Annotated in this window: 8 protein-coding genes and 1 pseudogene; 8 read left to right on the top strand and 1 reads right to left on the bottom strand. The window is 73.1% G+C overall.

Annotation, left to right across the window (positions count from 1 at the left end; all coding sequences use genetic code 11):
- Positions 1-90 precede the first annotated feature (90 nt).
- Entirely contained in the window at positions 91-1,401 is a 1,311-nt protein-coding gene (locus ACFWP2_RS15995; RefSeq protein WP_380451413.1) for a PLP-dependent aminotransferase family protein, read from the top strand.
- A 114-nt stretch (positions 1,402-1,515) separates the two neighbouring features.
- Here ACFWP2_RS15995 and ACFWP2_RS15990 read toward each other — a convergent pair whose 3' ends face one another.
- Complete coding sequence (locus tag ACFWP2_RS15990) at positions 1,516-2,007, bottom strand: DUF1269 domain-containing protein (RefSeq protein WP_380451411.1); 492 nt, start codon at positions 2,005-2,007, stop codon at positions 1,516-1,518.
- A gap of 314 nt (positions 2,008-2,321) precedes the next feature.
- Between ACFWP2_RS15990 and ACFWP2_RS15985 the strand changes: the two are divergent.
- The 7 genes and pseudogenes from ACFWP2_RS15985 to ACFWP2_RS15955 all read left to right on the top strand — a co-directional run.
- A pseudogene (locus tag ACFWP2_RS15985) lies at positions 2,322-3,255 on the top strand (polyphosphate kinase 2 family protein); the annotation flags it as partial.
- A 62-nt stretch (positions 3,256-3,317) separates the two neighbouring features.
- Complete coding sequence (locus ACFWP2_RS15980; protein WP_380451409.1) at positions 3,318-6,062, top strand: cation-translocating P-type ATPase; 2,745 nt, start codon at positions 3,318-3,320, stop codon at positions 6,060-6,062.
- Positions 6,063-6,090: 28 nt separating this feature from the next.
- Positions 6,091-7,860 carry a SulP family inorganic anion transporter gene (locus tag ACFWP2_RS15975; protein WP_380451407.1) on the top strand — a complete coding sequence of 590 codons (1,770 nt, stop codon included), beginning with the start codon at positions 6,091-6,093 and terminating at the stop codon, positions 7,858-7,860.
- A gap of 217 nt (positions 7,861-8,077) precedes the next feature.
- Positions 8,078-9,064 (top strand): alpha/beta hydrolase, encoded by a 987-nt coding sequence (locus ACFWP2_RS15970; RefSeq protein WP_380451405.1) that lies wholly within the window; start codon positions 8,078-8,080, stop codon positions 9,062-9,064.
- Positions 9,061-11,175 carry a hypothetical protein gene (locus tag ACFWP2_RS15965; RefSeq protein ID WP_380451403.1) on the top strand — a complete coding sequence of 705 codons (2,115 nt, stop codon included), beginning with the start codon at positions 9,061-9,063 and terminating at the stop codon, positions 11,173-11,175. The genes ACFWP2_RS15970 and ACFWP2_RS15965 overlap by 4 nt, the downstream gene beginning before the upstream one ends.
- A complete protein-coding gene (locus ACFWP2_RS15960) occupies positions 11,175-12,170 on the top strand; it encodes an ATPase (protein ID WP_380451401.1) in 996 nt (331 codons plus the stop codon). Before ACFWP2_RS15965 ends, ACFWP2_RS15960 begins: the two co-directional genes overlap by 1 nt.
- The gene (locus tag ACFWP2_RS15955; protein WP_380451399.1) at positions 12,163-15,366 is read left to right on the top strand and encodes an SAV_2336 N-terminal domain-related protein; all 3,204 of its coding nucleotides are present in this window, start codon (positions 12,163-12,165) and stop codon (positions 15,364-15,366) included. Before ACFWP2_RS15960 ends, ACFWP2_RS15955 begins: the two co-directional genes overlap by 8 nt.
- Positions 15,367-15,448 lie beyond the last annotated feature (82 nt).

Genomic DNA, 15,448 nt, shown 5'->3' with positions numbered 1-15,448 from the left:
GGCCGGCTGTGCCTCCACCGCCGAGGCGCGTACCCTGCGGACCGTCACCCGGCCCACCGCACTTCCCACCCCGCCCGCTAGGAAGCCCAGTTGACCATCACCTCCGACGCCACCCCGACCCGCCTGGACCTCGCCGCCCTGCACTCCTCGCTGGCCGACCCGGCCCTGGAGTCGATGAACTTCCTCAACGAGATCGCCGGCCGCTACCCCGAGGCCGTCTCGCTGGCCGCCGGCCGGCCCAGCGAGGAGTTCTTCGCGATCGAGGACGTCCACCGCTACCTGCGCCGCTTCGAGCGCCACCTCACCGAGGGCCAGGGGCTCACGCCCGAACAGGCCGCCCGCACCTTCCTCCAGTACGGCCGCACCAAGGGCGTCATCCACGAGCTGGTCGCCCGCAACCTCGCCGTCGACGAGGGCATCACCGTCGACCCGGCCTCCGTCGTGGTCACGGTCGGCTGCCAGGAGGCCGTGTTCCTGGTGCTGCGCGCGCTGCGCACCGACGAGCGCGACGCCGTCCTCGCCGTCGCGCCCACCTACGTCGGCCTCACCGGCGCCGCCCGCCTGGTCGACATGCCCGTGCGCACCGTCCGCAGCGGCCCCCGCGGCGTCGACCTCGACGACCTCGCCGCCGTCCTGCGCCGGGCCCGCGCCGACGGGCTGCGCCCGCGCGCCTTCTACCTGCTGCCCGACCACTCCAACCCCTCCGGCCTCAGCCTCGACCTGGCCACCCGCCACGCCCTGCTGGACCTCGCCGAACGCGAGGACCTGCTGCTCCTGGAGGACAACCCGTACGGCCTGTTCAGCGCCGGTGACGAGCGGCTGCCCACCCTCAAGGCGCTGGACACCCGGCGCCGGGTGGTCTACCTCGGGTCCTATGCCAAGACCGGCCTGCCCGGTGCCCGGATCGGCTTCGTGGTGGCCGACCAGGAGGTGGTCACCCCGGGCGGGGCCACCGGCCTGTTCGCCGACGAACTCGCCAAGCTCAAGAGCATGGTGACGGTCAACACCTCGCCGATCGCCCAGGCCGTCATCGCCGGCAAGCTGCTGGAGCACGAGGGCAGCCTCGTCCGTGCCAACGAGCGCGAGACCGCCCGCTACCGCGAGAACCTCCGGCGCCTGCTGGCCGCCCTCGCCGACCACTTCCCGCCCGGGAGCCCGGTCACCTGGAACACCCCCACCGGCGGCTTCTTCCTCGTCGTCACCGTCCCCTTCGAGGCGGACGACGCCCTCCTCGAAGCCTCCGCACAGGACTACGGCGTGCTGTGGACGCCGATGCGCCACTTCCACGACGCGCCCGAGGCGGCCAAGCAACTCCGGCTGTCCGTCAGTGTGCTGACGCTTGATCAGGTGGAGGAGGGGGCGCGTCGGCTGGCCCGGCTGCTCGCCGACCGCCTCGGCTGACCCCCCGCCTGACGCGTACGGTCCCCGAGCCCGCGGGCGGTCGCGCTCGCGGGCCGTCCGGACCCTCGGACGGGCCCTCGGACGGACCAACGGACGGACCAACGGAGCGGCGCCTCACTCGCCTTCGGTGAACGCCTCGCGCAGCCGGGCCTCCTCGTCCGCCGAGAGGTCCGTCTCCAGGAGTTCGGCGTGCAGGCCCTCGAACGCGGCCCTGACCGGATCGAGCACGGCGTCGGAGCTGAGCACGAACAGGGCGGAGGTGCCGGGGGTGACCTTCTGCCGCAGCCGCTTGACGAAGTCCTCGTCGATGCCGACGTGCGCGAGGTGGCCCCCCAGCGCGCCGCCGGCCGCGCCCACGGCCGCGCCGAGCACCGGGACGAAGAAGATCATCCCGAGCAGGAAGCCCCAGAAGGCACCACCCACGGCACCCATCCCGGTCATGTCGCTCAGATGGCGGGTCTTCGGCTTCCTGGCCCCTTCCGGCCAGGTGATCACGGCTCCGTCCTGGACCTTGATCAGCTCCTGGCGCCCCAGTCTCCTCAACGTGGCCAGGGCCTCCTCGGCTCCGTTCGCGGTGGGAAAACGCCATACCGTCAGGGTCGCCATCACGGCCTCCGATCGCGGGGGTACTGCCCGGCAGCCCCATCGTCGGCACCGGCGGCGGGGCCTGCCACACGCGGACGCCGGACGGGCGATCCGGCCGCGAGGCCCCCGCCGGGCGGCCCGGGCGGGCCCGGCCCGGACGGATTCCGTCGGGACGGCGTCCGATTGACACGGTCGTCCGGTGGCCACAGCGTGGCAGGTAGCACTCTTCCGTGCTGGTCGGCCCCGGTTTCCGCCGCGTCGAGGACGCGGGTGCGGACGGGGCGGCACGGCAGGCCTCGTGACGCCCGCCGGACCCGAGAGGAACTGGTACAGCCATGTCGGACGGACGAACGGCCAGGCGCATCGCGAAGTTCATCAAGCCGCTGCGGGTGAAGCCGGGGTCGCGGGTGAACCTCGCCGAGGACTTCGACCCCCGGTACAAGGCGGGCATGAAGAAGCGCGACGGCGTCGAGCTGCTGCGCACCGGCGTGTCGCTGCTCTCGGAGTACCAGGCGCGGCTGGCGGCCCAGGACACCTACGGCGTGCTGCTCTGCCTCCAGGCGCTCGACGCCGGAGGGAAGGACGGAACGATCCGTCACGTCATGAGCGGGGTGAACCCGCAGGGCGTCCACGTGAGCAGCTTCAAGGTGCCCTCCGCGGAGGAGCTCGACCACGACTTCCTGTGGCGGTACGCCCAGCGGCTCCCGGCGCGCGGGGACATCGGGATCTTCAACCGGTCGCACTACGAGGAGGTCCTCGTGGTGCGGGTCCACCCGGAGAACCTCGACCGGCAGAAGCTGCCGGCGGAGGCGAAGGGCCCCGGGGTCTGGCACCGCCGGTACCGGGAGATCAACGACTGGGAGCGCTACCTCACCGACAACGGGTTCAAGGTGGTGAAGATCTTCCTGAACCTCTCCAAGGAGGAGCAGCGCCGCCGCTTCCTGGCGCGGATCGACCTCCCGGAGAAGAACTGGAAGTTCTCCGGGGCCGACATCCGCGAGCGCGAGCACTGGGACGACTACCAGGAGGCGTTCTCCGACATGCTGTCGGCCACCAGCACGCCCTGGGCGCCCTGGTACGTCGTGCCGGCCGACCGCAAGTGGTTCGCGCGCATCTGCGCGGCGGCGGTGCTCGCGCACACCCTGATCGGGATCGATCCGCGGTTCCCCACGGTCGACGAGCAGGCCCGGAAGGACCTCCGCGCGGCCAGGCGCCGGCTGGAGGCGGAGGCCTCCTGAGGCAGCCGCGCGTGACCCGCACCCGCGGGCGCGTTCCGGGATCTTTCGTTCCGGGATCTTTCGGGGGGCCACTCGGATCTTGAGGAGTGAAGCATGGCGGAGCAGCCCGGGCCGGCCGGCCCGCAGGAGTCCCCGGACCCCTGGTACGCGCGACCTCCCCGCGAGGTCGCGTCCGCGCTCGGGGTGGACCCGGCGACCGGGCTCACCGCCGCCCGGGCGGCCGAACTGCTCGCCGCGAACGGGCCGAACGCGCTGCCCGAGGAGAAGGCGAGGCCGGACTGGCTGCGCTTCCTCGACCAGTACCGCAGCTACATGCAGATCATCCTGCTGGCCGCGGCGGTGGTCTCGCTGGCGATCAAGGAGTGGACCACCGGGATCCTGCTGATCGTCCTGACGCTGTTCAACGCGGTGGTCGGCCTGCGGCAGGAGGGCAAGGCCGAGAGCGCGATGAACGCGCTGAGGTCGATGATGAAGGCCACCGCGCGGGTGCGGCGGGACGGCACGGAGGCGGAGATCCCGGCCGAACAGCTGGTCGTGGGCGACGCGGTGCTCCTCTCGGCGGGCGACGAGGTCCCGGCGGACGGGCGGATCGTCGAGGCCAGCGCCCTGCAGATCGACGAGTCGGCGCTGACCGGCGAGAGCGTCCCCGCCGCCAAGGACACCGGCACCCTGCCGGCCGAACCGCTGGGCCCGGGCGACCAGACGAACATGGCGTTCATGAACACCCCGGTCACCCACGGCAGCGGACTGCTCGTCGTCACGGCGACCGGCTCCGGCACCGAACTGGGCAAGATCTCCGGGATGCTGTCGGCGACCGAGAAGGAGCAGTCGCCGCTCACCCGGGAACTCAACACGCTGACGCTGTGGATCGCGGCGGCGGCCGGCCTGACCATGGTCGTGATGTTCGCGCTCGGCCGCAGCCGCGACCAGGCGTGGGACGCCCTCTTCGTCAGCGCGGTCTCGCTGGCCATCGCGGCCATCCCGGAGGCGCTGCCGACGGTCAGCCAGGTCATCCTCTCCGTCGGCAGCCTCAACCTGGCCAAGCGGCACGCGATCGTCAAGGAGCTGCCGTCCGTCGAGACCCTCGGCTTCACCTCGGCCATCAACTCCGACAAGACCGGCACCCTGACGATGAACCAGATGACGGTCGTGGAGGTGCTCAGCCCCACCGACCGCTACACCGTCTCCGGCACCGGCTACCGCCTCGACGGGCGGATCCACCACGCCGCGGGCTCCGCCCCGAGCATCGAGGACGCCGTCCTGCCCTACCTGGTCGCCAACGACGCGAAACTGGTCGGGGGCGAGGTCGTCGGCGACCCGACCGAGGGCGCCCTGCTCGTCCTGTGCCACAAGGCCGGGCTGGACATCGAGGGCACCCGGGAGCGCCTCCCCCGGCTCGCCACGCTGCCCTTCGACCCGACCTACAAGCTGATGGCCAGCTTCAACGAGGCGAAGGACGCGGACGGCCGGGCGGTGGTGCGGTGCTTCGTGAAGGGCGCGGCCCCCGCCGTCACGGCCCGCGCCTCCTCGGCCGTCGCGAACGGCGTCGTCGTCCCCTGGGACGCCGACCTCGGCGGACGCGCCCGGGCTCAGACCGAGCGGATGGGCGGCGAAGGGCTGCGGGTGATGGCCGGGGCCGTCCGCGACCTGGACCCGGCGGACTTCGACCCGGACGGCGACCTGCTGGCCTACGTCGAGGACCTGCGGATGACCAGCCTGGTGGCCATGGTCGACCCGCCGCGCGAGGAGTCGAAGGCCGCGGTCGCCAGCGCGCAGGCCGCCCACATCCGGGTCCGCATGGTGACGGGCGACGACGTCACCACCGGAGCGGCCATCGCCCGGCAGCTCGGCATCGACGGGGAGGCCGTCCTCGGCGCCGACTTCGCCGCCCTGCCGGAGCACGAGCGGCTGGCCCGGATCGACGGCATCGGAGTCGTCGGCCGGGTCGCGCCCGAGCACAAGGTGCTGCTCGCCGCCACGCTCAAGCGCAAGGGCGACGTGGTCGCCATGACCGGCGACGGCGTCAACGACGCGCCGGCGATCAAGGCGGCCGACATCGGCATCGCCATGGGCAGCGGCACCGACGCGGCGAAGAACGCCAGCCGCATGGTCCTCGCCGACGACAACTTCGCCACCATCGTCTACGCCGTGGAGGAGGGCCGGAAGCTCTACGACAACCTCACCAAGTACATCCGGTTCGTCCTGGTGCTGCTGGTGACGTTCGTGCTGACCTTCCTCGGGGCCGCGCTCCTGAACATCGCCGCGGGCGAGCCGTTCACCCCGGCGCAGGTCCTGTGGGTCCACTTCGTGGTCAACGCCCCGTTCGGCTTCGCCCTGGGCTTCGACCAGGAGAGCCCCGGCCTGATGCGGCGCACCCCGCGCCCGCGCGGCGAGACGGTGCTGACCAGACCCGTGATGATCACCGTCGGGCTCGCCGGACTGGCCGTCACGGTCGCCCTGCTCGGGCTGACCAAACTGGGCGAGGCGCACTACCACAGCGCGCACATCGGCAACTCGATCGCCTTCACCGCCTTCGCGCTCTGCCTGATCGTGGCGGCCTACGAGTGCCGCAGCGAGCGCGGCTCGGCGCTGACCGTCAGCACCTTCGACAGCCGGCAGATGAACCTGGCGGCCCTCGGTGAGTTCGCCCTGGCGGTCCTGGTCACCCAGATGGACGCGTTCCACCGCCTCCTCGGCACCACCGACATCGACGCCCGGCAGTTCGGCTGGGCCCTGCTGGCCGCCGTCGCGCTCCTGCTGCTCTGGGAGCTGGGCAAGTTCGTGGCCCGCCGATCGCCGGCCGCCCGCGGCGCGGCGACGGCCGCCTCCCGTCCGTGACGGTGCTCCGGAGTCCTTGAGGAGATCCATGGCCGCCGGTGCTCCCCCTGACGCCGCTCCTCCCGACGGTGCTCCCCCCGACCGGGGATGGCGCCGCGTCGTGCCGGCCCTGCCGGGACTCGCGGTGCTCCGCGCCTACCGGCGGGACTGGCTGCGCGGCGACCTGCTGGCCGGTGCCACGGTGGTGGCCTACCTGGTGCCCCAGGTCATGGCGTACGGGAGCGTGGCGGGCCTGCCGCCGGTCACCGGGCTGTGGGCCATCCTGCCCGCGATCGTGCTGTACGCCCTCGTCGGCTCGTCCCGGCTGCTGTCGGTCGGGCCGGAGTCGACCACGGCGCTGATGACCGCCACCGTGATCGGGCCGCTGGCCGGCGGCGACACCGCCCGGTACGCCGTCCTGGCCGCGAGCCTGGCCGTGGTGGTCGGCCTGCTGTGCGTGCTGGCCTGGCTGGCCAGGCTCGGCTTCGTCGCCGACCTGCTCTCCCGGCCGGTGCTGATCGGCTACCTCGCCGGCGTGGCGCTGATCATGATCGTGGACCAGCTGTCCAAACTCACCGGGATCGACGTGCGGGGGGAGGGGTTCTTCCCGCAGCTGACGTCCTTCGCGTCGAACCTCACCGAGGCCCACCTGCCGACGGTCGCCTTCAGCGCCGCCACCCTGCTCTTCCTCCTCCTGATGGCCCGCCTCCTCCCACGCCTGCCAGGACCGCTGCTCGCCGTCGTGCTCGGCACCGCGGTCTCGGCCGCGTTCTCGCTCGAGGACCACGGCCTCGCGGTGATCGGCGAGATCCCGGCCGGGCTGCCCCGCCCCGCGCTGCCCGACCTGACCGAGCTGAACCGGCTGCTGATGCCGGCACTGGGCATCCTCCTGGTCGGCTACACCGACTTCATCCTCACCGCGCGCGCCTTCGAAAAGCCCGGCGAGGAACGGCGGTTGAACGCCAACCAGGAACTGCTGGGGCTCGGCGCGGTCAACCTCGGCGCCGGCTTCCTCCAGGGCTTCCCGGTGAGCAGCAGCGCCAGCCGCACCGCGCTGGCCGAGTCGGCCGGCGGGCGCACCCAGCTGTACGCCCTCACGGCCGGCGTCGGCGTCGTCGCCGTGCTGCTGTTCCTCAGCCCGCTGCTGCACGACACCCCGGACGCCGTGCTCGGGGCCCTGGTCGTGTTCGCCGCGCTGCGGATGATCGACCTCGCCGGCTTCCGCAGGCTGGCCTCCTTCCGCCGCCGCGAACTGCTGCTGGCGCTCGGCTGCATGGTCGGCGTGCTGAGCCTGGACATCCTCTACGGCGTCCTGGTCGCGGTGGGCCTGTCGGTGATCGAACTACTCAGCCGGGTCGCGCGCCCCCACGACGCCGTCCTCGGCCTGGTGCCGGGCGTGGCCGGCATGCACGACGTCGACGACTACCCCGAGGCGCGCACCGTCCCCGGCCTGCTCGTCTACCGCTACGACTCCCCGCTGTTCTTCGCCAACGCCGAGAACCTCCGGCGCCGGGCGCTCGCCGCCCTGGCCGAACAGCCCGAGCCGGTCCGCTGGTTCGTCCTCAACACCGAGGCGAACGTCGAGGTGGACATCACCGCCCTGGACTCCCTGGACGCCCTGCGGATCGAACTCGAGGCCCGGGGCATCGTCTTCGCCCTCGCCCGGGTCAAGCAGGACCTGCGCGCCGAACTCGACGCCTACGGCCTGAGCGCCTCCGTCGGCCCCGACCGGATCTTCCCCACCCTCCCCACCGCCGTCGCCGCCTACCACTCCTCGACCCACCCCGACGGCCCGCCTCCCGACCCCCCGTCTCCCTGACCTGGGGGCCGCGGCGAGCCGACCGGCCGGCGGCGTCCCGACCGGCCGGATTCACGGTCGGGCAGCGGATGTTGGTACCGTTCGTCTCCCCCTGCTCCGATCGGTGCGCGGCCACGGGCTCGACCGTCGCCACCGCCGTGGACACGCCCACGGGCGGCCCGCGGCCGGCCGGGCGGAGGGGGAGGGGCGGCGCGTTGACGGATGTGGGGGACCGGCCATGACGACCGACACCATGGCGACCGGGCAGACAAGGCCGCAGCTGGTCTTCGTCCACGGCATCGGCGGCCCCCGCGACGCGGCGAAGGAACTCGCCGACTGGACACGGGCGTTGGCCGAGGGCGCGGGCGCCGCCGGCAGCGCCCCGGAGCGGGCCGCCCTGGCCGCCGCCCTGGCCGCCGACTCGGCGTTCGCCTCCTACGGCGACCTCTTCACCGCGAACGGTGCCCAGGGAGCGGGCGCGGGGGCGGACGAGGAGCAGGCGGTGCTCACCCTGGACCTGCTGGCCGAATTCCTCGACGAGCTCGCCACGTCGCCCGGGCACCAGGACCACCGGGGCCTCGCCCGGGTGCGCGCCCAGCTGAGCCCGCAGGGCGAGGCACAGGGCGTGCTCAACCCGGTGCGGCACCTGAACCTGATGCTGGCCTCCGTCGCCGCGCTGCCCGGGCTGAGCTGGGGCGCCCGGCGGCTCAGCAGGGTCGAACTGCTCGGGATCCTCTCCCAGCCGGGCCGCTACCTGCGACGGGCCGAGCCGGACGCCACCGGGCGGACGCTCGACCGGCGGGTGCGCGACCGGGTCCTGCGATGCCTCGACCCGTCCCGGCCCGCGATCGTCGTGGCGCACTCGCTGGGCACGGTGGTCGCCCTGGAGGCCCTGGCGGAGTATCGGGGTCCGGTGGCACTCCTGGTCACGGTCGGCTCGCCGATCGCCACCCCCGGGGTGGTCCGGCCGCTGATCAGGCCCCGCCCGCCCGCGACCCCGGAGACCGTCGCCGCCTGGGCCGACTTCCGGGACAGCGACGACCTCGTGGTGCCCAAGCGCCGGCTGGTGAAGGCCGTCGAGCCGAACTCGGCGGGCGTCCGGCCGACACCGCACCGGTTGACGTCCGCCAGGTTCTGGTCCCACGACGCCACGACCTACCTCCGGCGTGAGGAGGTCGCGGGTCCGGTGCTGGAGGCCCGGGCAGCCACGGCCCCACGGTCATGAGCGAGGTGTGGCGGCCACCGGCCCGTCACCTGGTGCTGATCGCCACCCAGTGCGCGGCGATGCCGGAACTCCCGGACCTGACGGCCAGGGCCGACCGGCTCTTCGACGTGCTGACCGATCCGCGGACCGGCAGGTGCGAGCCCAGTCCGGCCCCCGCGGGGGACGCCGCACACCTGCGGTCGGGGTCGGTCACCTGGCGGGAGGCGGACGAGGCGATCCGTGCGGCCGTCCGGGTGGCGGCGCGGGCCGGCGCCACCCTGGTCCTCGCCTTCCTCGGACACGGCCAGACCCCGCTGGCCGGAGGGAAGCTCTGGTACATGGCCGCGGACAGCCTCCCCGACGAGGCCGACCGCTCCCTCGACGTGGCGGCCCTGCTGGAACTGGCGAGCGACGCCACCGGCGCCACGGGCGTGATCGCGCTCATCGACACCTGTCACGCCGGCGCCGGCGTGCCGAACACCGCGGCCCTGGCCGGTGGCTTCAGGAACGGGAGCAAGCGGCTCTCCGTGCTGATGGCCTGCGGCTCCCAACAGGAGGCCTACCGGCTGGACTTCAGCCACGAGCTGGCCGAGGCGCTCAGCGAGGGGATCCCGGACGAGGGCGAGATGCTCAGGACGGGCGCGCTCAAACTGCGGGTCGGGCCCAGGCTGAAGGACCAGGACGTCCAGAACGTCGACTTCGACGGCGATGCCGACGCCGAGGAACCACTGTGGCTCGCCCTGAACCGGCTGCGCCGACCGTGGACGCAGAACCAGGGCATCGGTGCGATCGGCGCCGAGGACCTGGCCGAGGCGCTGCGGAACTGGCCCGGCGGCCCCGCCACCCCGGACCCCTGGAGCCGGGAGGCCCTGACCGAGCTCTCCGAACGGGCCCTCGACCCGTCCGGGCCGCCCGCCGCCCGGTGGGCGGCCGAGGTCGCCGAGGGCCTGGTCGCCGCGATCGACACCGGCAGCCTCCTGGTCGACCTGGCCGGGTCCGCCCTGACCACCCCGCTGCTGCGCCGGCTCGCGGCCGACTTCAACCGCCAGTGGGCCGCCGACGGGATCCAGCCGGTCCGGCCGCCCGGTGGGCTGACCGGCCGTGCGCTGCTCCGACACCTCCTGGAACACGCGGCACTGCGAACGCCGAGCGTGGCCGGAACCGTGTCCCCCGACCTCGCCCTGGCCTGGTACGTGGTCGCCGTGGCCGACACCTGCGGAAGCGACCTGTCGGACACCCGGGTGCGGCGCTGGGCCCGGAACACGGCCGATCCCATCAGCCTCAACGACGCCCGCGAGAGGTACGAGCGGAACCGCCGGGAGCGGGCGCTGCGGCTGGTCATCAGCCTGCACGCGGCACAGGTGGACTGGCCCGACTCGCTGTCCGCGTGCCTGCGCGACGGGCCCGGCTGCCTGCGCCACGAGCACTTCCCGTGCCGGCCCGACCGGACCGGCGTGGAGGCCGTCCTGCCCGACGTGATCGCCTGGGCGTACGAGGCGTCCCCGGGCCGCGCCGAGGTGGGGCACGTCGACATCGTCGCCACCGCGCCGGTGCTGCTGAACTGGCGCCCGGAGCAGGCCCTGGTCGACCAGTACCTGCTGGGCACCCACCGCACGGTCACGCTGCGCTGGTCCGGGCGCCTCGTGGTGCCGGCCGGGATGCGCGGACTGAACGAGCGGGCCCGGGCCCAGCTGGAGACGCTCCGCCAGGACCCCCTGGAGAGCGCCCCCGTCGACTGGCTGGACCAGGAGCGCACGGTGGTGGCGCAGCTCATGCCGAGCCTGGCCAGGGGGAAGTACGGACGGGCCATCGGAGTCGGCCACCGCCCCTCGCACCTCCAGGAACTGGTCACGGCGCTCCTGCCCTACACCCCGATCCTGTTCTGGCCGGACACGGAGGGCGATGTGGACCAAGCGGCCCGATCCCGCCTCGGCCAGGTCTGGGAGCGACTGCCCGAGGTCCTGAACGAAGCGCAGCGCCAGAGTTGGGACGAGGAGGACGACGGGTGCGCCGAGGCTCCCGACCACCTCGGTCCGCTCGCCTGCCTCCGTGCCGCCTGGCACGACACCGACTGGTTCGACTTCTGCGACACCTACGAGCAGCACGCGCCGTTCGCCCCGAGGAGCACCTGATGACCTGGAACACGTACTACCGAGGCGACGGTCGGCCCCGCGATGTCGACTTCCCACCCCCGCCGCCGTGGCGCAGCTTCTCCGGCGGAGACTCCGCCACGGCGTTCCTGCCGCCGGAAGGCCTGACCGACGCCGTCAACGCGGCCCTGTACCTGCACCGGCCGCTGCTGATCACCGGGAGCACCGGCACCGGCAAGTCCTCGGTGATCGAGCAGGTCGCGGCCGAGCTGAAGCTCGGCAAGCCCCTGCGGTGGCACATCACGTCCCGCAGCAGCCTGGCGGACGCCCTCTGCCGGTACGACGCGCTCGGGCACATCCACGCCCTCCGGCTCCGGTCGGCCCCGGCGGCGCCCCGCCCGGCCCGCCCGAAGCGGGTGGGCCGGGCGGGCCGCTACCCGGGCCGGGTACACGGCAGCGCCGACATCGCCCCGTTCCTCCAACTGGGCCCGCTGGGCACCGCCCTGCTGCCCGGCGACCGGCCCCGGGCCCTGCTGATCGACGAGATCGACAAGAGCGACCTGGACCTTCCCGCCGACCTGCTGGACGTCCTGGAGAGCGGACGCTTCGAGATCCCCGAGCTGGTCCGCCACCCGCGCCGACAGGTGCGGGTCCGGGAATGGGACGACACGGCCACCCACCCGGTGACGGACGGCAAGGTCCAGTGCACGACCTTCCCGTTCATCGTGATGACCAGCAACGGGGAACGCGACTTCCCCGCGCCCTTCCTCCGCCGCTGCATCCGCTACGAGATGCCGACACCGACCCCGGAAACGCTGCGCCGCGCGGTCGAGGCCCATCTCCGCTGCGAGGTGGACGACCGGGGCCCCGCCGCCGATGTCATCACCGGGTTCGCCGAGCGCATCGCCCGGGGCGACAGCCTGGCCGTCGACCAACTCCTCAACGCCGTACGGCTGGTGACGGACGACCGGGCGCCCACCGGCGCGGAGCGGGAGCGACTGCTCCGGCTGATGCTGCGGGACCTGTCCGGTGCGTGACAGCCTCGCGGCCCTGGTCGAGGCGCTCAGCGAGGCGATGCCCCCCGGCACGGACGCCGCCACGGTGGCCGACGCGCTCTGGCTCGCCGCGGCACCGGCCGGGAACCCGGGCCCGGCGGAACCGGCGACACCCCCGCCGCCGTCGGCGGCCCCCCGTCCCGAGCGGTCGAACGGGCCGCACGGCGACGACGACACCCCGCCGGAACCCCCGCGGGAGGCCCGGCCGGTGAGCCGGGACGTGCCGCTGTACGAGCGTCTGCCCCTGCCCGGCCTGCCCGCACCGGACGGCCGCCCGGTCGACGTGGCGACCGGGCGGGCGCTCCCGCACGCCCTCGAACTGGGCCGTGCCCTGCGCCCGTTCAAACGCCGCTACCGACGCGGCACCCGGCGGACCCTGGACCTCGACGCCACGGTGCGCGCCTACGCGGACAGCGGCGAGCTCGTCCCGGTGTTCACCCCCGCCCCCGAGCCGTGGTTCGAGGCCGTCGTGGTGGTCGACACCCACCCGACCATGGAGGTGTGGCGGGAGACCGTCGACGAGTTCACCTCCCTGCTGGCCGGCCTCGGCGCGTTCCGCCTGGTCCGGTCCCTGCGGCTCACCGTCGGGCCCGACCCGCGCGTCACCGACCCCCGCGGCCACGCGCGCGCGACCGCCGGGGTTCCCGCGCCGGGCGGCCGGCAGCTGGTCCTGGTCGTGTCCGACTGCGCCGCGCCGGGCTGGCGCGAGGCCGATGTCCGGCTGCTGCTGCGGGACTGGGGAGCCGCCACCTCGGTCGTCCTGCTCAACCCGCTGCCCGCACGGCTCTGGGCCGGCACGGGACTGGACCTGCCCGCCGTACGGGTCCGGCAGCGGACGCCGTCCACCCACAACACGGAGCTCTCCTACACCGTCCCGCTGGCGCTGAAGACCCTGTTCGGACCCGACCTCGGATGGGTCGCCCTGCCGACCCTGTCCCTGACCCCGCACGCGCTGCGCCGCTGGGCGGCCGGCGTGATGCGGGGCGCCCGCGCGGGCCACGACGCCGTACTGCTGCCGGAAACCGGCGTCCTCACCTCGCCGTTCGCCGAGTACGCGCCGCCCGCCCCGGACGCCGAAGGCCGAGCGGCCGCCTTCCTCCACGCGGGCTCCCCGGCGGCCAAGCGGCTGGCGGCGCTGTGCAGCCCGTTCAGCCGGATGAGCCTGCCGCTGCTCCGGCTGATCCGGCAGGAGACGGTCCCGGAGGCTTCGGTGAGCGATCTCGCCGAGCTGCTGACCAGCGGCATCGCGGACATCGCGACCGTGGACGGCGGGCCCACCGTGCTCACCTTCTCCGAGTCCGCCCGGGCCCGGCTCGCACCGCTGCTCAGCCGCCACGACGCCTGGACGGTCCAGGCCGCGCTGACGCGCTACGTCGCCGCCCGCACGCCCGGAGCGGGCACGGCGGTGGCCGCGGTCGCGGCGGAGGGCGCCCAGGAACTGCCCGCCGAGCTGCGGCCGTTCGCCCTGGCCTCGGAGGAACTCCTCGCCGTGCTGGACGGCGGGCGCAGACGGCGGGCGGTGCGGGGGACGGGTGCGCGGCCGCGGTCCGAGAATTTCGCCGCTCCGAGCCTCCCGGACCCGAGCCGGACCGGGGCGCTGCTCGTCGGGGTGCCCGAGCGCGCGCAGCTCTCGAGGATCGGTGATATCGATGAGGCGCTGGAGGAGATGCGCGGGGTGCTGATGTCCCCGGACGGCTGGCATCTGCCACCCGGCCACTGTCAGGTCGTGAGGGAGCCCCGTGGACGGAAGGAATTCGTCGACGTGCTCCGCCGCAGTCTTCGGCGAGGCGACGAGACCTTTCTCCTGTACTTCGCCGGACTCGTCCGGGTGGGGTCGGGCATCGGGCCCCGCTTCCTGGTGTTGGGGCACGAAGTCCTCAGTCTCGAACACCTGGCGGACATCCTCTTGGAGGGTGACTTCCGCCGAATCGTGATCATTTTCGAGAGCTTCCCCGGTAGCTCGGAGTACCCCATGGAGTTGGAGGTGGACGCGGATGTCTACGTCCTGTGCAACGGGCCGGGCCCCGACTCCTTCCCCCGACTGCTGCACCGCGTGATGGCGAATGGCATTCCCGAGGGACCCGAGCTGCTGGGACCGGGGCGCATCGCCCGTGCGATGAGGCAGTTGACGTCACCTCCTGTGGTGAACCACCACGCGCACCACTCTCGGTCGCCGCTGGCGCTCCTGCGCAATCGTGCGGCACCCGGCTATGTGGTGCCTTCCATCCGCGAGGCGTACGACCTCATGCGCGAGGCGGTTTGGGGGCACCTCGGGGGCCGGTTCGGGGAATGGGTCCACGAGGAGATCGACCGTATCCTGCGGGCACTCCTGGTCATCATCAGTTCCGATGAACCGATGATGACCAGGAATCAAGGGGTGCCGTATGTGATGCGGGTGCTCGAACAAAGCCTGGGTACGGCGCTGGAGCACCGGTTCACCATCGGCACCGGAGGAACGAGCAGTCACGACCTGTACTGCCAGGTGCCCGAGAGTGACATCCGGATCCCGATCGACCTCAAGTCGGCGTTCCGTCCGGAGTGGACACTCCTGGACCTGGCAGCCGCGGACCGGCCGGATCCGCTCAGCGTCGTCGTCATCCTCGACACACCCGACGACACCGAGAACGACACCCTGTTCAACATCTCTCCCCGTGTCGGCGTGCGCACGGTCCGGGGAAGTTGTCTCGTCCTGCTCCGGGCCTTCGTTCAGGAGTCGGACCCGTGGCCTCCGCCACGGAACCTCGACGACGCGCTGCGCGAGGCCGTCGCGTCCGCCTGTGCGGATCTGGTCCACCTGGAGGTCGATCTGGACGACGAGCCGACGTACAACGGCCGGGGCCACCGTGTGCTCGCGGCGATGACGGGCACCTCGGTGGCGGACGTGGCCCCGATGCTCGGATCGATCGACTGGCAGCCGGCGGAGACCTACGAGTACGGGCTCAGCCTCGGGGAGGTCCGGGTGAACGCCGAGCTCACCCTGGAGGGTTACCTGCACCACGGGGACGTCCACCTGACCGATCGCGAGGACGGTGCGGCCGTGCTGGATCCCGACTGGAGCGAGCACATGGCGTCCGTGTCCGTCGCCGTCTTCGTGGAGTTGGCCTTCCAGGCCCAGATCGACTCGCCCGACTACCGGGTGGAGCTGGAGTACCGGGGAATGGCGGTCCTCAGCCGGTAGTCCGGGCCGAGGGGCCGCCCCGGTGGATTGCCCTCCTGTCCTGGCCGTGTGCTTGACTTCAGCCATCGACCGCAGGGGTGCA

This window comes from Kitasatospora sp. NPDC058444, from assembly GCF_042721415.1.
Lineage (GTDB): Bacteria > Actinomycetota > Actinomycetes > Streptomycetales > Streptomycetaceae > Kitasatospora.
The sequence above is the reverse complement of the archived record's forward strand: the minus strand, read 5'-3'. Positions and strand labels throughout refer to the sequence as shown.

Excerpts from the sequence above, each read along its gene's own strand:
- ACFWP2_RS15975 (WP_380451407.1), top strand. The coding sequence starts at position 6,091 with ATGGCCGCCGGTGCTCCCCCTGACGCCGCTCCTCCCGACGGTGCTCCC.
- ACFWP2_RS15960 (WP_380451401.1), top strand. The coding sequence starts at position 11,175 with ATGACCTGGAACACGTACTACCGAGGCGACGGTCGGCCCCGCGATGTC.
- ACFWP2_RS15980 (WP_380451409.1), top strand. The coding sequence starts at position 3,318 with ATGGCGGAGCAGCCCGGGCCGGCCGGCCCGCAGGAGTCCCCGGACCCC.
- ACFWP2_RS15965 (WP_380451403.1), top strand. The coding sequence starts at position 9,061 with ATGAGCGAGGTGTGGCGGCCACCGGCCCGTCACCTGGTGCTGATCGCC.
- ACFWP2_RS15970 (WP_380451405.1), top strand. The coding sequence starts at position 8,078 with ATGACGACCGACACCATGGCGACCGGGCAGACAAGGCCGCAGCTGGTC.
- ACFWP2_RS15990 (WP_380451411.1), bottom strand. The coding sequence starts at position 2,007 with ATGGCGACCCTGACGGTATGGCGTTTTCCCACCGCGAACGGAGCCGAG.